A 22,917-nucleotide genomic window follows, 5' to 3' on the forward strand; every position below is an offset into this window, starting at 1 on the left:
GATAATATATGTCAGTTAATGATTTAAGACCTGGAACTACATTTATGCACGATGGAAACATTTATGTAGTTTTAGAACAATCTTTTTCTAAAACAGGACGTCAACAAGGTAAAGTAACTGTTAAAGTACGTAACATGCGCACTGGTGCTAGAACTGAAATGACTTTCACTGGAGGAGAAAAAGTTGATAAAGCAATCATCGATCGTGTTGATGTGCAATACTTATACAACGATGGAAATGATGCTTACTTAATGGACGTCGATACCTATGATCAATTTACAATTCCAATGGATACTTTGGAATGAGAAAAAAACTTTTTAACAGATGGACTAATGTTAAAAATGACTAAATTTGGTGAAGAAATTTTAGGAATTGATTTACCAGATAAAGTTGAAATGGAAATCGTTGAAGCAGAACCTGCTGTTAAAGGTGACACTTCATCTGGTGCTCAAAAGAAAGCAAAAGTACAAACTGGATGAGAAATCCAAGTTCCTTTATTTATTAAAGAAGGAGAAAAAGTACTTATCTCAACTACTGATGGAAAATACAGTGGTCGTTCTAACCAATAATTAAAAGAGAAGCAACATTAACACATTGGTGTTTTATGTTGCTTTTGATATAATCTAATTTAGAAAAAACATGTAGAGAGGCTGAAAATATATGAAATTTACAGACAAAAAAACCGCAGATAATACACAAGGGGAATGAATCGTAACTGTTGATGGTGATGATTGAAAAAAAGCAATCGAAAACGCTAAAAAAACCTTATCAGAAAACGTTGAAGTTCCTGGATTCAGAAAAGGTAAAGCACCTAAATCAGAAGTTGCTAAACAATTAACTCCTGCAAGAATCTACAATGAAGCATTTAATGAAGAAATCAGACCTGCATTTGATTTTGCATTAAAACAAAATTCAAAAATTGAACCAATGAACGCTCCAGTTCCAGCATTAACTAATGCAAACGATAATGAAGCTACAATTACTTTTAGTTTTGACTTAAGACCAGAAGTTAAATTAGGAGAATACAAAAACTTAGGAATTAAAAAAGAACCAATCTCAATTACTGAAGAAGAAATTAAAGATGTTTTAAATGAATTCCAACAACGTTTTGCAATGGAAGTTCCTCAACCAAAAGGAGCAAAAATTGAAAACGGTGATGTTGTAACCTTTGACTTTAAAGGATACATGGATGGAAAACCATTCGCTGGTGGAGAAGCTAAAGATTACAAATTAGAAGTTGGATCAGGACAATTCATTCCTGGATTTGAAGAACAAATGATCGGAATGCAAGTTGGACCAGATCAAAAAATCGAAGTAACCTTCCCTGCAAACTACCCTGGAGAAATGGGTGGTAAAAAAGCTGAATTCGTATTGGATATTAAAGAAATTGCTAAAAAAGAATTACCGGCTATCGATGATGAATTAGCAAAAGATGCTAACATGGATGGAGTTAAAACTCTTGATGAATTAAAAGCTCGTATCAAAGAAGATATGACTAAACAAAAAGAACAAATCGAAAAAAACAAACACGTTGACAAAGTAATGGAAAAAGCTATTGCTAATGCTGATGTAACTGTTCCAAAATCAGCTATCCGTAGAGAAGCTAAATCATTGAAAAAACAATTTGAACAACAATTACAACAACAAGGTATGACTTTAAAAGATTACAAAAAAGCAACTGGATTAACTGAAGAACAATTAGATAAAGACTTAGAAGAAGACGCTAAAATTAGATTACAAACTTATTTAGTGGTTTCTGAAATTCAAGAAATTGAACCTCAATTAAAAGAAGTTACTGATGAAGAAGTTAATGAAAAATTAAATCAATTTTCAAAACAATTTGGAGTACCTGTTGATCAATTAAAACAATTATTACCAATGGACCAAATTAAAGCTGAAATTGCTAATGAAAAATTAATTGATTTCTTATATGAAAACAACTAATAATTAGTAAGCAAAATAATTAAATAAACTATTAAAACTAAGCATGCAAATGTTTAGTTTTTTAGCACTCTATTGTAGAAAGTGCTAAAAAATATGATATGATTATTCTATACAAATAAGGAGGGCATTTTATATATGAATCCAAACAAAAAATATCCTTTGGTAATCACAAATACAGGGAATCTTGTCTTTCCAACTGCAGAAGGACCATTGGAATTTGTAGACCAATTTTCTCTTGCTGCAATTGAAGAAGCAATTAGCAAGTATGATGGAAAGATTATCCTTGGGATTGAAAAAAATAATACCAAAAAAGATGAAGATGCCTCATCAAATCTATATAAATATGGGATTTTAGCAACAGTAAGCATTATGAAAAAATGACATGACGGAAGTTTAACTGTAATGGTTAAAGCAGAAGAACGTGTTGAAGTTAAAAATGTAGAAAAATTTGAAGATAAATTCTACATGGCAACTGCTGAAGAAACTAAAAACGAAAAATTATCAGACTCTGAATTAGCTGATTTCAAAAAAGAAGCTGAAAGAATGATTAATCTTGGTGGAGACCGTGAAGAAGCTTTAGCAAACTTAATCGCTTCTGATGATTTACAAAATAATGCCGATATTAATAAAACTTTATTAAAGATTTATACTGATACACCAGTAATTGATAAAGTAGCTGCAAATGCTATTTTCCAAGAATTAAACCCGTTAAGTCAAATTACTACTTTAATGCGTTTAATTGCTGCAACTATTGATACATCTGATATTGAAAAAAATATTAACAAACGTATTAAAACTAAAATTGATGATCAACAAAAAGAATTTTATTTACGTGAAAAATTAAGAGCAATTAAAGAAGAATTAAATGAATCAGGTGAAGGAGAAGAAAACAGTTTAGAAAGTTATAAAAAACGTTTAGAAACTGAACCTTATCCAAAACATGTTAAAGAAAGAATCTTATCTGAAATCGATAAATTAGATGGAATTCAACCAACCAGTGCTGAAGCAAATATTCAACGTACTTATGTTGATTGAATGATGTCATTACCATGATGAGAAAAAACAGAAGATATTAAAGACTTAGGTTTTGCAAAAACTACTTTAGATAAGAACCACTTTGGTTTAAAGAAAGTTAAAGACCGTATCTTAGAACACTTAGCAGTAATGCAAAAAACTGATAGTGTTAAAGGACAAATCATTACTTTAGTAGGGCCTCCTGGAGTTGGTAAAACTTCATTAGCTAAATCTATTGCTGAAGCAATGGGAAGAGATTTTGTTAAAGTTTCATTAGGAGGAATTCGTGATGAAGCTGAAATCCGTGGACACCGTAAAACTTATATTGGAGCTATGCCTGGAAGAATTATTCAAAGCATGAAACGCGCCAAAGTTACTAACCCTGTCTTCTTATTAGATGAAATTGACAAAATGGCAACTGATTATAAAGGAGATCCTTCAGCAGCAATGTTAGAAGTATTAGATCCAGAACAAAACAAAGAATTCTCAGATAACTACATTGAAGAACCTTACGATCTAAGTAATGTTTTATTCATTGCCACTGCTAACTATCCAGAAGATATTCCTGAAGCTTTATATGACAGAATGGAAATCATTAACTTATCAAGCTATACAGAAATTGAAAAATTAAAAATTGCAAGAGAATATTTAGTACCTAAAGTTTTAAAAGAACACAACTTAGAAAATGGTGAATTAATCTTCACTGATGAAGCTTTAGAAGAAATTATTAAATACTACACTCGTGAAGCTGGAGTTCGTCAACTTGAAAGATGATTATCATCAATGGCTCGTAAATTTATTGTTAAAGAATTAAGTGGTGAATTAACTTCATTAGAAGTAACCCCACAAATCATTAATGAATATTTAGGAAAAAGAATTTTTGAACACACTAAGAAACAAGAATCTGCACAAGTTGGGGTTGTTACTGGTTTAGCTTATACACAATTTGGTGGAGATATCCTTCCAATTGAAGTTAATTACTTCCCAGGAAAAGGAAACTTAGTTTTAACTGGTAAACTTGGAGATGTTATGAAAGAATCAGCACAAATCGCTTTTGACTACGTGCGTTCTAACTATAAAGAATTTGGAATTCCAAAAGAAATCTTTGAAGAAAATGATGTTCATATCCACGTTCCAGAAGGAGCTGTACCGAAAGATGGACCTAGTGCTGGTGGTGCTTTAACTACTGCAATTATTTCTGCATTAAGTAACCGTCCGGTTTCAGAAAACATTGGTATGACTGGTGAAATCACTTTAAGAGGGCATATTTTACCAATCGGAGGATTAAGAGAAAAATCAATTTCAGCTGCAAGATCAGGATTAAAAGAAATTTTAATTCCAGCAGAAAATGAAAAAGATTTAGAAGATATTCCAGATGAAGTAAAAGCAGTTTTAAAAATTAAACCTGTTAAAGAATATAAAGAAGTTTATGATGAAGTGTTTAACACTAAACATGACTTTAATTAAATAAGAATCTTTAAAAGTAACTAAAATTAGTTACTTTTTTATATAGTAAAATTAAACATAGAAAGAAGTGAAATTATGGAACCATTAGCATCTTATTTAAGACCAAAATCTATTAAAGACATTGTTGGTCAAAAACAACTTCTTGATAAAAATGGAGTTATTCAAAGAATGGTTCAGGCGAAATTCACTTCGAACCTAATCTTTTATGGGCCTCCTGGAGTTGGGAAAACTTCATTTGCCAATGCTTTAGCAAATGATTTAGGTAAAAAAGTTTATAACTTTAATGCTGGAATTGATAAAAAAGAAAAATTAGACAAAATTTTAAAAGAAAGTTCAGTTGAAGATCCTGCCATCATCGTTATTGATGAAGTTCATCGTATGAACCAACAAAAACAAGATATCCTTTTAGAATATATGGAAAAAGGACAAGTAATTGTCTATTTCACAACAACTGAAAATCCATACTTTGTCATTAACCCAGCCATTCGTTCTCGTTCAACAATCTTAGAACTGAATCCAATCTCAACAGATGATATTTTTGATTTCTTAAAAGAAAAGATTAAAAATAAAGAAATCAGCTTAGACATTGAGGATGAACCTTTAATGTTATTAGCTGAAATGAGTAGTGGAGATTTAAGAGTTGCGATTAATAAAATTGAACTTTTAACAAAACTTTATCAAAACACAAAAATTGATATTTCAATTATTAAAAAAATCTTTGATAATCGTGGAAACCAAATGGGTTCTAAATATGGAGATACCTTCCATGATTTAAAATCCGCTTTACAAAAATCAATCCGTGGAAGTGATGTTGATGCTTCACTTTATTATTTTGCAAGATTATTAGAACTTGGAGAATATGAAGCTTTAATGAGAAGAATGATTGTTATGTCATATGAAGATATCGGTTTAGCAAATCCAGCCGTTCCTCAGCATGTGGTAACTGCCACTCAAGCTTTTAGACAATTAGGAATGCCTGAAGGATTATTACCTTTAGGACTGGCGATTTGTGAAATGGCATTAAGTGAAAAATCCAATTCTTCTGCTTTAGCTAGTTGAGCTGCACAAGCTGATGTTAAGAAAGGTAAAGTTTATGACATGCCAAGTTACTTAAAAGATGCTCATTATGCTTCTGCAAGTAAATTAAATAGGGGTGTTGGTTATAAATATCCCCATGATTACCCAAATGCTTATGTTAAACAACAATATTTACCAGATCAATTAAAAGATAGAAAATACTACAACCCAAAAACTACTTCTGCTTATGAAAGAAAAGTTAATGCTTTGTATGAACAATTTAAAAACCCAGTTAAGAAATAAATCTTAACTGGGTTTTTTATTATGAAATTATTTCATTAATTTGACTAGTTGTCATCCAACTCCGTCATAGTTTCCACCAGTTCCACCTTGATTTGGTGCAAGTGCTGAATTTCTAACTCATTCAACATCATAAACCACAGCTTCACCATTATCTGGATTTAAGAATTTTAATTTATAAGTTAATTTTTGTTTTGTATCTCAACTTGAACGTTTATCTAGGTTTTCACTTTTTACATCCATAATTTGGAAGTTTTTGCGATCTAAGTATTTTCCATAAACGTCATTTGTAAATGAAGAAACTGATTTAGCAGTCATTTTACCGATTTCAGTGAATAAATCGAACATTTTAATTGGCGCTTTAGTCATTGCAACTACAGTTCCATCAACAATTTTGTTTCTACTAAAATATGGGTTAATGGTTGTATTAGTGTTTTCATAGTGATGACCATACATTCTTGAAAGAGAATAGAAGAAAGTTCCTTTATAGAAATCTTCATTTGGAGTTAATCCAACTAATCTATCAATAATGTTGTTATCTAGATAAATTTTTCCAGCTTGATCTTTTGTAAAAATATTAATCGCTTTACCTTCACGATAAATAACTCCACTTCCACCTGCTGCTCCATAAGCATTGAAAATATCTAAGTCTTCTTGTGGAAGTGTTTTTATTTCTTTACCACCATCGATAATTGAATAAATGATTAATTCAATCGGACTGACATTAACTTCTTCGCCTTTAATCATTTTTTTAACAGCATTATATGGTTTGCCATCAGCAGTAGTTGCTTCTGGTAATAATGAATTAACGATTTTCTTAACATCTTGAGAGTTTAAGAAATAAAGATTATTTTCTTTAGCTGTTTTATAACGACTTGTATTATAGAATTCTTCTCCAGCAAGGATGTTAATTAAATCAGCAATCGAATTATTTCTAAGTTCATATAATGAATCATATAAAGATTCACTTAAATTAACTCCGAACATATCAAAGATTGTATAAATATCAGTTGTTAAAATAGTTTTAATATTTCCGATTGCTTTAATTTTCTTTAATAAATTATTATCTAAATTAAGTACAGGTTGTAAAGCTTTCATGATGTCATATACAAAAGTTCCTTTGTATAATCCAGTTCATGGTTTTTGTAATGATCCTTTTCCAGGTCCTTGTAAATAACGTGAAACTTGGTTAATCTTTCCACTAATATCAGAAATTTTTTGAATTGCATTTTTAATTTTATCGACATCAAGTGGAATTTTCTTACCATCTGGAAGAAGGTCATCAATTTTTTTAATTATTTGTTCAAGTGCATCAACAACCTTATCTATTTGACTAGTAAGTTTATTAAGTTCTCCTGACAGTAAAGTAGCAACATCAATTATTGCTCCGTATTTATTTGTTCAACTTCCATTGGTTAAAACACAATCGATAGTAACATTTATAAAGTTTGAAACTAATCCTGGAATTGGTTGAAGTAAACCACTAATAGAATCAGCAACAGTGTTAGGAATTAAACTAGCAATCTTATTACCAACTGCATAACTTATTCCGTTTTCAACGATTGTTTCAGTAATTGGTGAACTACCATAATCGGCAATAGGGTTATTGCCTTTTCTTCCATCAATTGTAGGTCTACCAAATAAGATAGTAAATAATTTTAAAGTTTGATATCCTTCTCTATCTTCTGGATCTGGAGAGAAAAACATTTGTAAAGTACTTACTAAATTTTGAAAATTAATAATCGCATATTTAGTTTGATTACCATTTTCTTGATATCAAGCATATTCATTAGATTTATATTTAGAATCTAAAATATCTCTAATGATTTCACCATTTGTTTTTTTACGATTAAATAAATGATCGATCGAAACTGGTTGTCCTCATTCTTCTGTATAAGATTTATATTTATCAAACATTGAAATATATTGATAAATAGCATTGGTACAATTTAAAATTCCAGCAACTGCTAAAATTGTTTCACTAATTTTTGTATCTGCATTAGCTTCGGTTAATAAACCATCAGGGATATTCCCACCTAATAAGGAAACAAAGAAAAGTTTACTTGCAGATCATTCCTCATTTTCTTTCTTTTTTAATTCATCTTGATTAATTTTTTGATTTTTAACTAAAAATAGTAAGCTTGAGAATAAAGACTGCATCCCATTTGATAATACATCACGCATTGAAATGTCATTGGCAATATTTTCTTGAGTAATGGCTGTTAAAACTTCATTAATCGCACCTGCATTATTTGAATCATTAATAATTGATTCAGCTTTGTTGATAGCGTTTTTAACAGGGTTGTTATCAGTATGGAACATACCACCTAAAGCATTAGAAACAACACCACTCTTAATAATCCCAGTTAATAAACCAGCGGTTTGTGGTGTAAAGTCATTTCCAAAAACAATTTTTAAAGTAGATGAAATTAAATTTAAAGTTTTCGAAATTGAATTATCTGGTTGAGCTGTTTCAACATCTGGTGCTTTATCATTAGTTTGCTTTTCAATAAAGTCTGCAATATTACTTCCAGCACTAACTCCATCAAGTTTTAAATCTCCATATTTAACACTTGATTCAAAAGTATAGTTGAATCCATCACGCCCAGTTCCAAAAGCCATTTTGTAAAGCTCTGCAACTTCACTATCATTTGAAATAGAAATGTTCTTATTTTCGTTTATTAAGTTTGGGAAAACATCTTTAATTAATGCACTTTTGTAATAACCTGATGAAAAGTCATTGTTAATAGCAACACTTTTTCCTCTGATGTCAAAGTTTTGATCATATAAAACAGCTGATTTTAAAGCTTCAGCACTGATTTCAGCATAGCGTTTTGTTTCTTCTTCACTGGCGTGTTTCATATCACTGTGATATGAACATGAAATAACGCTAGTAGCTGATGAGGCAGTGATTAAAATCGCACTTAAAGACATCAATAGTTTTTTCATTAAATGTATTTCCCTTTCATTAACTTATTTTTAAACGTAAAAAATAATTGAACTATACGTTTATTCTATCATAATCAACTTTTAAAAAAATAAAAAAACAAACTCATATGTTGTTATTTTCTACAAAAGTATACTTACTAAAATAAACATAAATAAGTGTTAAAAAATCTCTTTGTTTGTGGATAAATAAGAAAAAAACATTTAAGATATAAGAGTATATTCAAAAAGGGTAATAGCGGGGGATAAAATGCACAAATTTTCAAACTTCTTTTTAATGCTTAAACAAGGTATTAAAGGTGTATTCAAATTTCGTATTCAATTTATCATCATTTTAGTCCTAACTTTTATCGCTACTTTTATTTTGTCAGTCTCATTTTCAACCCAAAGAAGAATGAGCAATTCTTATAATAATATTGTTAAAAAAGTTGATCGTTTCTCATATCAAGGAAACATCCAAATGGATTCATCAGTTAACGATTCTAGTGATGTTTTTATCATTAGTAATATTTTAAATAATGCCGATTCAGTTTCTATTCAACAATGGGTGAAAGATGACAAAGGCAATGAAAAAATCTTAAATAATAAAGATTCTTATAACTATGTTTTTTCTAATTTCAATGATGTTGAAGGCATCGAAAACTATTCTCAAGAACACCAAAACTTCTTTACAAGAATGATTGAAGAACAAGGGTTTAAAGACTTATTTGCAAAAAATACCCGCTATAACGATTGAGCTTGAAATGATGATGCTTCTCAAGATGGAAAAGTTAAATTCTGAAATGAAGTTTATCAATACAGTTTGATTTCATTTTTTAATGCTTTAGATGATTTAAATAAAAATGGTCACAAAGATTCTTATAACGACCCATTAAAATACACAACAATCGGAAAATACACACTTGCAAAACCAGGTTGATATGAAAAACAAGTTAATAGAAAAGACAATAAACCTGATGGAAGAATCGAATCATTAATTGATTCTTATGACTATACGCCAGAACAACGTGCAAAAAATGGTTTATCTTATATTTCTCCAGATGATTTAGCAATCACTAATACTGTTGTTGTTTCAATGATGAAAATTTCTGGATGAATGAAAAATGCAACAGAAGATTATTTAACAAATGCAACAGGTGTTGCTAAAGCTACTAATGCCACATTAGCAGATATTTATGCTTTTTTATTTGGTAAAAAAGTTTCAGATGATAATACCTTATATAACTTAGCAAATGATAAAGACTTTTCTTGAATTGTTGGTCAAACTGATGAAACAACAAGTCAAATCATTAGACCTTATTCAATTGATGTTACTAACCAAGGTGATAAAAAATATTCTGATGGTTCTTATTTAGAATATGGTAAAAAACAAAACCCAAATGATGATAAAGATCTCGCAAATCAACAAATGGTTGCAGCAGTTGCAAATCATGGTTTTCGTGGAGTTTTAAACCCAACAATTCACACAGGAACTACTAACGATTATTCATTTGATTCACTTTCAACATTAGATTATTTTAAAGGTTTCTCATTAGTTTGAGATGATGAAACATTATTTAATGAAATGTCTAACTATAACAACTTCCATGGTTGATATGGGTTTGGAGATCCATTTAGCCAAATTAGAAACGGAAGAGTTTCTGGAGTTCAACCAAAAGAAGTAATTTACTATTCATACCAAAAAATGCTAGCTATAGCTTCAGGTTTTGATTTTGGAATCAGACGTGAAATTACTTATTTTGATACTTCTCACCAAGTTAAATACCGTGGGATTGTTTTAAATGAAGATGAAAATTACAACACAACAATTTTAGATGGTAGAGCACCATCAGCTGTTGGAGAAATCGCTATTTCTGAACAATATGCTCGTAAGCAAAAAATTAAACCAGGTGATGTTATTAAAGCTGGTGATGGTGTATTTACTATTTCTGGATTAGTAACCGATGCTTTCTCATATGTTCCTTCACAAGATTTAATGAACCCAATTCCAAACCCAAAAGTTTCAACTTTTGCCTATGGAAGTGAAAAAACATTAAAAGCTATGCGTGATGGAACTATGACTAGTGCTGGTTCTGCTGATGGAATTACAGAACTTTATTCATACTTCTTATGAAATAACGGCAGTGATGATACTAAAGACAACAGAAAAGAAGTCTTTTTAGCATTAACCGCTGATCATACTTCAGGATTAAAACAAAACTTTAACTTAGTTAAAAGCTTTACTAATAATAATGATCTTGGGGGAAATAGTTCAAGTTCAAACATTGGTTTAACAAACTTTGATAAATCAAACTTCAGATATTCTTGAACTTTAGAACCACAAGTCTTTAGAGTTTATTCAGCAGTTACATATACAGCAGCTGGAATTATTGCTTTAATTGCAATTATCGCCTTAGTTGTTTGTGTACGTAAAACAATTGATTTAAACTCAAAACAAATTGGTATCTTAAAGGCTTTAGGAGAAGGACCGGGACAAATTTCTTGTTCATATCTTTCTTATTCAATTATCATTACCTTCATTATTATTCCGCTAGCTTGAATTGCTGGAATGGTCTTACAAATTCCGTTTGTAAATATGTTCTTAACTTACTTTAGTGCGCAACCTTATGAAATCTTATGAGATTGAACTTCATTAGTAATTGCTTTATTTGGAATCGGAGTTCTTTCTGGAATAGTTGCGTTCGGGACTGCTTATCATTTAACTGCTCAACCAGTAATTAAAATTTTAGGAGTCTCAGTTAAATGAAGTGATTCAAAAATTCTTGATTGAATTAAAAATACCTTCTTTAAAAAAGCTTCATTCAGTACTCGTTTCTCATTAACATTAACAAGTTCAGGATCAAGACAAATTAACTTAATGGTTGTTGTGATTTTAATTACGTCCTTATTAATGACGTTTGGTTTAGCAATTCCATCAGTTGCAATTACTGCTAACAATTCTTACTATAAATCTGTTAAGTATCAAAACAGTTATACTCAGTTCCCATTAACTTCGAATTCTCCGCACTCTAAGAACGTTATTTCTTATTGAGATGGTCAAGAATACCTAGAAGACAATTATGTGCCACCAGAAGTCGCTAAATTGAAATTAGACTCTTCTGATAATTACTATGGATACTATAAAGATGCTGAAGATTACACTTCAACAATTACTAGTTCATCAGTACTAGCACCATATATTAATGGAGCAAATGGAGTTGAAAATACTTATCCTTACATTCTTAAAAATAACGCTAACTTACTTTCTGTGATTGCTGGAATGTTTGGAAACAACTTCTATGTTGATACAGGACAATCATTCTCATTAGGAATGATTGATAAGTTCTTCGGAGTTTTATTCCAATCATATGATGATTTAAGAAGCCAAGCGAATTTTGATAAAACTAAAGGACTTGATGAAAAACCTAACTTTAGTGATAATGACAAAATGCTTCAATCACAAGTTTTATCAACTTGATTAACTTCATCAATCCCACAAGTTATTGCTGCAATTGTTAATACTAACTCAAGCAATCAAGGTGGGGATGCTGATAAAAACGGAGGAAACACTACTTGAAAAGATGACGTTATGAACGTTATTTATAAAGTAATTCCTTCATATGTTAAAGGTTATGTACAAAAATCAGAATCACGTAAAGATCAGTATGCAATTTCATATCAAAATGATATTTATACTCCAGGAAAAGAAACATTAACTACCTTGGTTGACGGTAATTCTACTGGAATTAATAAAAACCTAACTTTAACTGGTTTAGATGAATATCAAAACTCAATCGTTATTTCTGATGATGTTAAAAATAAAGCTTACTTACCTGAAAATGTTAAAGAACAAATTTATAAAGTCTTAGATAATGACCCACAAGCAATGACAAAAGACATTGTTTATAATGGTGAAATGTTATTTAACCACTCAACTAAAACTTTAACTTTACCAGTTGTTCCAAACCAACAAGCAAAGTCTGCTTATGAGTTTAAAAAACATGATAATCAATTAACTAATTGAACAAACAATGTGCAAAGAATTGAATATCAATCAAAAAACGGAACCATTCCTTTACCAAAAGAAGCTTGAATTTATGATGATACAGATTATGTCAATTACGCAAGTAAACAAGATAATAAATATTATGTAAATAAAGATTCTAAAGTTTATGAAAAGGCTGAAAAAGGTTCACAAGAACATTACTTCTTAGACCCTTATACATTATCAAATAATAAATATACGCAAAACGTACAATATGATTTAGATGCAAACAAGAACTTAAGAAAAAATGCTTATCTATTTAGTGATTGAAAAGAAGATGAAAAAGGACAAATTACTGGAGCTTATGTTCGTCCTTACTACACTTTCACAAACCTAAAAATGATGATTCCAAGAAGTCAAATTGGAGATTTAGATTCATTCTTATATCCTGATGGAGTTAAATCAATTGATGGTAATAAAACCAATACTTGATATGATGAAAACTATGATGCTGCCTTAGTGCCAGAATCTACTAAAGCGGCTTATAAGAAAATTGGTTTAAGTGATGCTGATATCAACGGTCCTTGATTAGCAATTAACCCATATGATATTTCTTTCTATGATCGTGAAATCTATAAAAAAGCTGCAACTGCAAGTGGGGGAGAACTTTCAAACCTACTAAGTGGTCCTGCTTATTGATACAGATATGTTACAAAAGGTGCTAAACCTCCATTAGTAATGACTAGAAATCAACAAAATTATTACAACAATAACGTAACTATTAACTTGAAATCTGTTGGAACAATCGATGCTTACAACGATAAATTAGTTGTTATTGATTCTGATTTAGCTAACCGCATGTTAGATTATTCAAATAATCGTGATTATCACTATGATTATCAAATCTTTGATAGAAAAACACCTGGAAGCTTTGTTCCTGCTGGAACACCTGCACGTGATGGAACTATTTCTAGATTTGATAGATATCGAATTCTTGATGTAAATGACATTATGAATGTTGATGGATTTGAAAATAATTTATGACAACCAAAATCATTTAAATTAGAAAATCCTCAATTATATGCCCCTCATGCTTGATATAATGCGAAATTATCTAACTACGAAGAAGCTGTAAACTTCACTTCTCAAGTGTCATTTACAAGAACTGATCGTTGAGGACAATTCTCAATTAACTTAGGTGGTTCAACTAGTGGTGATTCATCAATTATTAATGGTTCACAATTATTAAGTGAATCTAAAGCTTTAATTCGTCAAGTTTCAATGCTTGCTATTGCAATTGGAATGATGTTAATCATTGCTTTAATTATTACTGCTTCATTATTGATTATGTTAACTGGAGATATTTATATTTCTCAATACAAACGTTTTATGGTCTTATTAAGAGCCTTAGGTTACTCAAATAAACAAATTATTGGTTATACTTTTGGAACCGTAACAATCTTAAGTATTCTTGCTTGATTGGGTGGAACAATTGTTGCTTGAGTCTTAATCTTTGTTGGAGTAAGAATGATTGGAAATGCTGGATTTGCTTTACCAGTTGGAATTACTTGATGACCAATTGTGGTTTCATTCTTAATCATGGCTTTAAGTTATGTTGGCTCATTAACAGTCTCATCACACAAAGCAAGAACAGAAAACCCAAGCGTTATCTTAACTGAAACAGCTGAATAAAAATGGATGAAAAAATGAGCTTGAAGCTCATTTTTTTATTCCTATTTTGTTATATAATCAAACGGAAAGTAAAGGGAATGATAAAATGACAAAACGCTTAGCAATGATAGTTGGAAACAACTTTGAAGAAATTGAAATGATTACAACTGTTGATGTTGTTCGTCGTGGGGGAATTGAAGTTGATATCGTATCTTTATATGATCAAGATGTTATGACTGGAGCTCACAAAATTAAAGTAGTTCCAGATGTAATGTTTAAAGACTTTAACGCTGATTTATATGATGCTATCTCAATGCCAGGAGGAGCTGGAGTTGATAGCGGAGAACTTCCATTATTAGGATCAAAAGAATTAGTAAACCTTGTAGGACAATTTAATAAAGATAAAAAAATGGTTGGAGCAATTTGTGCTGCACCACAAGTTTTAGGAAAAGCTGGGGTTTTAAGCGGTAAGTTTATTACTCATTACCCTGGTTGTGATAAATACCTTGAAGGAAGCAAATCAGATATTAGCGCTCGTGCAGTAGTTGATGGAAACATCATTACTGGAAATGGGCCTGCTGGAGCGATGGACTTTGGATTAGATATTGTTGGTTATTTAGCTGGCGATGAAAAGAAAAAAGAAGTTGCTAACAAACTACTTTGAGATTAATTTAAAATTTAATAGGACAAAAGACATTATTTCTTCTTATTCTTATGTAAGGAGGAAATAATGTCTTTTAATTTACTAAAACAACAAGATTTAAACGATTGTGGGATTAGTTGCTGTGCGATGTTGGTAAACCACTTCTTAAATACTAATTTTTCATTAGAAGAGTTTAAATATCAAAATAAATATAATCGTCAACAATTAAGTTTCTATGAGATTGAAACAATTTTAAATGGTTATCAGATTGATTGTGAAAGTTATCATATTACTGATTTTTCTGAATTAATGAACTTGAAAGGACCAATTTTAGTTGATATTAAACTAGATGATGGTGATTATCATTATTTAATTTTAGAAAAATATCATGATAATAAATTTCTAGCGATTGATCCAAGAAAAGAAAGCAAAAAAGAAATTGTTTTTGACAAGCTAGTTGAAAAACTAAACGGTAATTTGATGCTTTTTAAATTACAAAAATATCAAAAACAATTTCGTAGTGAACAAATTAAACTTCGTAAACAATTCTTATTAAAGATTGCTAAAGAAAACTTAGCAATCTATTTAGGATTGTCTTTTTTAAGTTTTCTTAGTTTAACCTTTTTCTTATTTTCAAATATGTTTTTAAAGATTTTAATTAGTAATTATCAGTTTTTAGATTTAAATCATTTAATTAAAGTATTGGGAATCTTCTTTTTCTTTATTATTGGTTGAGTTTGTTTAAGTTTATTAATGTATCAATTGAAATACAGGTTTATTTCTAGTCTTGTTGCTAAAGAGTTAAGAAAACTTGATAGAAAATCACCAGTTATTATTCAATATTTAGAAAATACAAATGAAGAACAAGCGTATAAAAACCTTTTAAAAACCATTGATTATTTAAAGGTTTCTCAGGATTTAATTATTGATTTTTGAAGTTTATTTTTCTTTTCAATTTTAGTTAGTTTTATGACGATTAAATATTCTTTAATTCTCTTTTTTGCTTCTTGTTTATTAATTGTTATTATTGTTATTTTTAAATACTTTAAAATTAAAAAACTAATGAGAATAAATAATCAAAATTTATTTTTAAATTATCAACAACAAAAAGTGATGAGAAAAATAATTTTTGATTATCCAAAAATCATGAATAAAACTAGTTTAAATAATTATCTTTTAGCAAAAGAAAAACTGATTATGATTAAGCCAAACCAACAAATAGTTTCAGTAGTTTTCCTAGGATTAGAAAAAATCTTAACTTATTGTTATTATGCTTTAATGTTTCTTTTATTAAACTTTAATGAATTTGATATTTCTACTTTTTTAATCTTTTCAAATATCGCTTTAATTTATTCATCACAATTAGAAAGATATTTAGAAAATATCTTAAGAATTAGAAGAGAAAAACCTTACATGTTAAACTTTAACAATTTAGAAACTAAAACTTTTAATAGCAAAGATATGATTACTTTTAAAAATAATGAAGTCTTAACAAATGAAAAAACTATTAACTTTGCTGATTTACAATATTTTCTAATTAATTATCAAAGTCTAAAACAATATTTCTTAAATAATGAAATTTATCTAGCTTCAAATGCTTTGATTAATGAAGAAACAATTGTTAATAACTTATTTAACTTTGGTAATCCAACTTCTTTAAAAGTCTTTCAAACTTTAGAAATGCAAACCTTGCTAGATAAATATCAAATTGATTTAACAAAAGAACTTTATCTAAAAAATCTTTCAAGAGATCAAAGTGAAGTTTTACAACTTTTAAGCTGTTGTTTTGCAAAACAAGAAATTCTCATAATCCCGAAAATGCACTTCAAAGAATTTAGTGAGTATAAGAAAAGAATGATTAATTATTGTGATAAAAGGTTATTCATCTTTTTAAAAGATGAATAAAATCAAAAAAAATCTTGGGATTGCAATTTTATTAATACTTTTCTTAACTTGTTTAACTATGCTATTGGTTTTAAAAGTACCAATTTATGAACCATTAAGTTCAGAAATCATTAATAATAAAGCTTATTTGAAATCAGAAATTCACCTTCATGAAGTTTATTGTAATATCAATAAACAAGTCACAATTTATAATAATTTAGACTATTTAGGTGATGGAGTTTATGAAGTTAAAAACGATTATTTTATAAAAACTAGTAAACCGTTTTTTTATTTTAAACGAGAAGAAATGAACTACCTTCGTTATTTTTTAAACGCTGTTTTTAAGTTATAATTACTATAAGAAAAGTAGTGATTTTATGAGTGAAATGTTCTTTTATAACCATACAAAAATGGATATGACAGATTGAGAAGATTTATACAACAATCTTTTCATAACAGCAAAAGAAATATTAAATTTAGAAAATAATAATTTAAGTTTAGCAATAACTTGAGTAGATAAACCAGAAGCTTTAAAGCTAAACCAAGAATATCGTCATCAAGAATATGTTCCTGATGTAATTAGTTTTCCAACCGAAATGGATGAAGAACTAGTTAAAGAGATGGGCGAACATGAATTAGGAGATTTATTTATCTGTTATGATGTTGCTTTAGAGAAAGCTGATAAATATCATCATAATATTTATGAAGAAATGGCCTTTTTATTTGTGCATGGTTTCTTACATTTATTAGGATATGATCATGATTTAAGTCTGGAAGACGAAAAAGAAATGTTCACAATTCAAGATAAAATTTTAAAAGCATACAACATCAACTATGAAGTTATTTATGATGATGAAGATTACTTATAAGGAGAAATAGATGGATAACATTAACAATCAAGAGTTAGGAGCTCAAGCAAATAAAGATTTTAAATCAGGATTTGTAACCGTTGTTGGAAGACCAAACGTTGGAAAATCAACTTTAATCAACCGTTTGGTTGGTCATAAGGTTGCTATTGTAACTAACAAACCACAAACAACAAGAAACAACATTCGTGCGGTTTTAAATAAGAAGGATGAATATCAAGTTGTTTTATTAGACACGCCAGGAATTCATACCCCAAAATTAGAAATTGACCGTTTTATGAATGCTAACGCATTTAGAGGAATGAAAGATACTGATTTAATCTTATTTTTAGTTCCAGCTGATGAAACTATTGGGAAAAACGATCTTTATATTGCAGAAGATTTAAAGAAAAAAGAAGATACCCCAAAGATTTTAGTAATTACTAAAGCAGACACAGTTTCAAAAGAAGAGCTAATGCAAAAAGTTCAAGATTGAAAAGAAATCTTTCCAGCTGACGACACAATCGTTATTTCAACTTTAATGAATGATAATATTGATAAATTATTGGATTTAATTTTAAAATATATGCCAAACGACTTTAAATTCTTTGGCGATGATCAAATTTCTGATCAACCAAATCGTTTCTTTATTAAAGAATTAATCCGCGAACAAGTTTTATTAAAAACAGGTCAAGAAGTTCCACACTCAAGTGCTGTTTCAATTGATATGTTAGAAGATGAACCAGATCATATGGATATTGATGCAACCATTTATGTGGAAAGAGATTCACAAAAAGGAATCATTATTGGAAAAGGTGGAAGCAAAATTAACGACATTAAATATAAAGTTCGTCGTGAATTAGAAGAAGCTTACAACAAACCTGTTGATTTACAAATCCATGTAAAAGTAGAAAAAAACTGAAGAAGTTCACCTTCACTATTAAAAAGAATGGGTTATGACAAGGATAAATATTAGGAATTAATAATGAAAGAAATTGAAGGATATGTAATTAAAACAGAAGATTTTGCTGATAAAGATAAGATTTTAACTATCTTTACAAAAGAACATGGTGTTTTAGGTGTAGTTGCTCTTGGTGTTAAAAAACAAGAATCAAAAAACAAATTTGGAACCCAGTTATTTGCAAAATCTTCATTTGAAATTTTTAAATCAAATCTTAATCGTTTGTCAAAACTTAAAAAAGCTCATTTGATTAAGAACAATTTCAAGATTTCAGAATCTTACTTTAATTATGTTTTAGCAACAATCGTTTCAAATGTGACAATCGCTTTCTTTCAGCCTAATGAAAAAAGTTTTGAATATTATCGTTTGTTAGACTGAATTATTACTAAGTTAGATAACAATCAATTTCCATTAAAGAACTTTGCAATTTATTTATTTCGCGCTTTGAAGTTTAATAACTCAACTTGAGATTTATATCATTGTGTAAAATGTGAGAAAAAACTGAATAATGCTATTTATTTTAAAATTGATGAATATGGTGTTTTATGTGAAGAAGATTACATTAGCTTAAGAAATAAGGATGGAATTATTACAGATCCTGAATTTATTGAGACTTTAAAAGAAATTAATTCTAAACCAGTTGGTGAACTTGATAATATTTCTTTAAACATTGAGCAAGCAATTCTAATAATAAATATTTTATTAGAATATTATGAAAGCATTTTAGGTGTTTGGTCACCAGCTTTCAAAGAACTAAAAAGTCAATCGTTCATGTAACTTACAACACTTATAATAGGTTGACAAAATGTCCTTTGAATCGTAATATTGTGATACAATTTACGAAATAGTAGTTAAAAGTTTGGTGCCAAAAACACCAGACTTTAATAATTTTTAGAAACAAGTAGGGGAATAAAATGATTAAAAAAATGGATGAGTTAATTGCGCACCTTAAATCAAGTGGATTCGTTTTCCAAGGATCTGAAATCTATGGAGGATTGGCTAATAGCTGAGACTACGGACCATTAGGAGCTCAAATGAAAATGAACGTAAAAAATCTATGATGAGATTTTTTCGTAAAATTTAATCCATATAACATGGGATTAGATAGTTCAATTATTTTAAATAATAATGTTTGAAAAGCATCAGGGCATATTGATGGATTCAATGACCCATTAATTGATTGCAAAAACTGTAAATCAAGATGAAGAGCAGACAAACTTATTGAAGAAAAATACCCAGATGTAAATGCTGGAAAAATGACAAATCAAGAAATTGAAGACTTCATTAAAGAAAAAAATATCACATGTCCAAAATGCGGGAAATGTGATTTTACTCAAATTAGAAACTTCGGGTTAATGTTTAAAACTAACCAAGGAGTAATTGAGGATGAAAATAGTGTTGTTTATTTAAGACCAGAAACTGCTCAAGGAATCTTTATTAACTTTAAAAATGCTCAACGTGCATTAAGAAAGAAATTACCATTTGGAATTGGTCAAATTGGTAAATCATTTAGAAATGAAATTACTCCAGGTAACTTTATTTTTAGAACTAGAGAATTCGAACAAATGGAATTAGAGTTCTTCTTTAATCCAAACGATGGAAATGATTGATTTAATTACTGAATTAATCAAGTTGAAAAATTCTTAACTGAAAAGATTGGGATTAATAAAGAAAACTATCGTTTAAGAAAACATGATAAAGAAGAACTAGCTCATTATTCTTCACAAACAACTGATGTGGAATTTAACTTCCCATTTGGTTGAGGAGAACTATGAGGAATTGCTGATAGAGGAAACTTCGATTTAACTCAACATGCTAAACATTCTGGAGCAGATTTATATTACTTAGATCCAGTAACAAATGAAAAAATCTTACCAAATGTTATTGAACCAAGCGTTGGTTTAGAAAGAATGATGCTAGCAATTATGTCTCAAGCTTATGAAGTTGAAACATTAGAAGATGGAACTGAAAGAGTTGTTATGAGATTAAACAAACAAATCGCTCCATACTTAGTAGCAGTTATGCCTTTACAAAAGAAGATCGGTGATGGTGCTTATAAAGTTTATGAAGACTTATTGGCAAGTGGGATTGCTGCAACTTATGATGAAACTGGAAATGTTGGAAAACGTTACCGTCGTCAAGATGCAATCGGGACTCCTTACGTAATAACTTACGATTTTGATTCTGAAACTGATGGAATGGTTACTATTCGTGATCGTGACACAATGGCACAAGAAAGAATTAAAATCAGTGATTTAAATGATTATTTGATTAACAATCAAAAGAAATAGGTAGATAAAATGGCTAAAATACCAGAAGAAAAGATTCAAGAAGTCATCAACAAAGCAGATATTGTTGATGTCATTTCTAAATATACTAACCTTCAAAAACAGGGCCGAAACTATGTTGGTTTGTGTTTGTTCCACCAAGATCAATCACCATCAATGATTGTTTCTCCTGACAAAAAGATTTTTAAATGCTTTTCTTGTGGAGTTGGAGGAAACGTAATTCAGTTTGTTGAAAAAATGAACGGAATTTCTTTTCCAGAAGCAGTTGTTAAATTAGCCAAAGACTACAACGTTGATTTAGGTGATTTTGAAAAAATGAATTTCAAAAAAGATCCTTATTCAGCAAAACAAAAGCTTCTTTTTGAAATCAATGAAGAAGCTATGAAATATTATCAAGCAATTCTCTTTGGCCAAAAAGGAAAAGAAGCTAAAGACTATCTTGATAAAAGAAAAATCGACAAAAACCAAATCATTGAATGAGGAATTGGTTATGCCTATGAAAACAATTTATTAAAACACCTAGTTGAAGTTGGATATCATGAAGATGACATCATCACAGCTGGATTAGCTACTAGAAATGATGAATCTGGAAGAGTTTATGACTATTTCAGAAATCGTGTTGTTTTTCCAATTAAAAATCGTGATGGTTATGTAATTGGATTTAGTGGTCGTGTTTTAACAGACGAAAAACCGAAATATTTAAATACTCGTGAAACTCCAGTGTTTAAAAAATCAGAAGTAATGTTCAATATTGATTGAGTTTGAAGAAACAAAGAACGCTATCAATATATCCTTGTTTTAGAAGGTTTCATGGATGTTATTTCCTTAAAGAAAATTAATTATGATAATTCTTTAGCCTTAATGGGAACTAGTGTAAGCACTTATCACTTAAACACTTTTAAACAATTGAAAAAACCATTAAAGATTTTCTTAGATGGTGATGGTCCTGGAATTAAAGCGATGTTTAAAATGTCAAAAGCTTTATTAACAGAAAATATTCCTTTTACTATTGTTGATAATCTAACTAATTCAGATCCTGATGAATTAGTTAATGGTGGTAAACAAAAAGAACTTGAAAAGATGATTGATAATTCAGTTAATGTTTATGATTTCTTTATTACCAAGTTCATGCAAAACAAAGATTTAACAATTGATTTAAAAAACGAAATCATTAATAAGATTTTTGAATTACTTGCTTGTGAAAAAAACTTAATTACAGTTGATAGTGTTATTGATGAATTAAGCCAAAAACTAAATATTTCAAAAGAAACTTTATTAGCAAGTTTTAAACAAAAATCTAATAAAAAAATCTATGAAACTAATCGTGATCAACCAATGATTCCAACTAGACAAGAATATGTTGAGAATAGAAGACAAGTTAATAAAATAACTCCTAACCAAGCTAAAAAAGTATCATTGAAATCTAAAAATGATGATATGAAATTAAGTGTTTTAGTTTCATTGGTAAAATCAGATGATTATCTGAAAAAGATTGAAGAGAATATCTCTTATATTTCTGGAAGTGGACCTAAAAGTTACTTTTATCAAACTTTATATCAAACTATTATTGGTTATTACCAATCAGGAAGATATGAAGGAAATAACATTGAAAAATTAGTTTCGCTTTTATCAGCTGAAAAACAACCGGTGCTTAGCACCAAAACTGACGAGTTAATAAAAATTTTATCAACTCCAAGTTCAGATCTTAAGTTCAAAAATAAGTTCACAGAACAAGAACTTGACGATATTATTTATCAAGCTAAATTAGAAATGTTTGAAAAAGAAGTTAACGAAGTTACCAAAGACATTTCTAAAATTGAAAACCAATTAGGTAATCAAGATTTAGCTGAAGATAAACAAAAAGAATTAAGAAGTGATTTAGTTCATAAACTAAATGAAGCTAGTCATCTACTTAAACAAAAAAGTTGTCTAATTGATAGCTATACAACAAAAGAAAGAAAGAGAAGATAATA

The 22,917-nt window shown here is 29.2% G+C and carries 14 protein-coding genes; 13 read left to right on the top strand and 1 reads right to left on the bottom strand.

From position 1 onward, the window contains the following. Positions 1-8: 8 nt before the first annotated feature. The 4 genes from efp to CP520_RS01050 all read left to right on the top strand — a co-directional run bounded on the left by efp (position 9) and on the right by CP520_RS01050 (position 5,745). Positions 9-569, top strand: coding sequence for an elongation factor P (gene efp / locus CP520_RS01035; RefSeq protein WP_096862629.1), 561 nt, complete (start codon positions 9-11; stop codon positions 567-569). A gap of 91 nt (positions 570-660) precedes the next feature. Continuing rightward, positions 661-1,944 (top strand): trigger factor, encoded by a 1,284-nt coding sequence (gene tig, locus CP520_RS01040; protein WP_096862630.1) that lies wholly within the window; start codon positions 661-663, stop codon positions 1,942-1,944. A gap of 135 nt (positions 1,945-2,079) precedes the next feature. Beyond that, positions 2,080-4,425, top strand: a complete 2,346-nt coding sequence (gene lon, locus CP520_RS01045; protein WP_096862631.1) for an endopeptidase La — start codon at positions 2,080-2,082, stop codon at positions 4,423-4,425. Between the two features lie 75 nt (positions 4,426-4,500). Further along, on the top strand, positions 4,501-5,745 hold the full coding sequence (locus CP520_RS01050) for a replication-associated recombination protein A (RefSeq protein WP_245832627.1): 1,245 nt from the start codon (positions 4,501-4,503) through the stop codon (positions 5,743-5,745). Between the two features lie 27 nt (positions 5,746-5,772). On the opposite strand, the gene CP520_RS01055 is transcribed toward CP520_RS01050, so the two are convergent. Continuing rightward, the gene (locus tag CP520_RS01055) at positions 5,773-8,691 is read right to left on the bottom strand and encodes an MOLPALP family lipoprotein (protein WP_096862633.1); all 2,919 of its coding nucleotides are present in this window, start codon (positions 8,689-8,691) and stop codon (positions 5,773-5,775) included. A 247-nt stretch (positions 8,692-8,938) separates the two neighbouring features. Between CP520_RS01055 and CP520_RS01060 the strand changes: the two genes are divergently transcribed. From CP520_RS01060 to dnaG, 9 genes are all read left to right on the top strand, one after another. Beyond that, on the top strand, positions 8,939-14,344 hold the full coding sequence (locus tag CP520_RS01060) for an ABC transporter permease (protein ID WP_096862634.1): 5,406 nt from the start codon (positions 8,939-8,941) through the stop codon (positions 14,342-14,344). 85 nt (positions 14,345-14,429) lie between these two features. Next, positions 14,430-14,993 (top strand): DJ-1 family glyoxalase III, encoded by a 564-nt coding sequence (locus tag CP520_RS01065; protein WP_096862635.1) that lies wholly within the window; start codon positions 14,430-14,432, stop codon positions 14,991-14,993. A gap of 60 nt (positions 14,994-15,053) precedes the next feature. Beyond that, the gene (locus CP520_RS01070; protein WP_096862636.1) at positions 15,054-16,871 is read left to right on the top strand and encodes a cysteine peptidase family C39 domain-containing protein; all 1,818 of its coding nucleotides are present in this window, start codon (positions 15,054-15,056) and stop codon (positions 16,869-16,871) included. Beyond that, a complete protein-coding gene (locus CP520_RS01075) occupies positions 16,864-17,202 on the top strand; it encodes a hypothetical protein (protein WP_096862637.1) in 339 nt (112 codons plus the stop codon). Before CP520_RS01070 ends, CP520_RS01075 begins: the two co-directional genes overlap by 8 nt. 58 nt (positions 17,203-17,260) lie before the next feature. Next, entirely contained in the window at positions 17,261-17,719 is a 459-nt protein-coding gene (gene ybeY / locus CP520_RS01080) for an rRNA maturation RNase YbeY (protein WP_169835698.1), read from the top strand. Between the two features lie 10 nt (positions 17,720-17,729). After that, the gene (gene era / locus CP520_RS01085) at positions 17,730-18,671 is read left to right on the top strand and encodes a GTPase Era (RefSeq protein ID WP_096862639.1); all 942 of its coding nucleotides are present in this window, start codon (positions 17,730-17,732) and stop codon (positions 18,669-18,671) included. Between the two features lie 9 nt (positions 18,672-18,680). After that, positions 18,681-19,433: a DNA repair protein RecO gene (gene recO, locus CP520_RS01090; protein ID WP_096862640.1), complete on the top strand. Its 753-nt coding sequence runs from the start codon at positions 18,681-18,683 to the stop codon at positions 19,431-19,433. A 137-nt stretch (positions 19,434-19,570) separates the two neighbouring features. Further along, entirely contained in the window at positions 19,571-20,947 is a 1,377-nt protein-coding gene (locus CP520_RS01095; RefSeq protein WP_096862641.1) for a glycine--tRNA ligase, read from the top strand. Between the two features lie 9 nt (positions 20,948-20,956). Further along, positions 20,957-22,915, top strand: a complete 1,959-nt coding sequence (gene dnaG, locus CP520_RS01100; RefSeq protein WP_096862642.1) for a DNA primase — start codon at positions 20,957-20,959, stop codon at positions 22,913-22,915. The last annotated feature ends 2 nt before the right edge of the window (positions 22,916-22,917 follow it).

Source organism: Mesoplasma lactucae ATCC 49193, assembly GCF_002441935.1.
GTDB lineage: Bacteria > Bacillota_I > Bacilli_A > Mycoplasmatales > Mycoplasmataceae > Edwardiiplasma > Edwardiiplasma lactucae.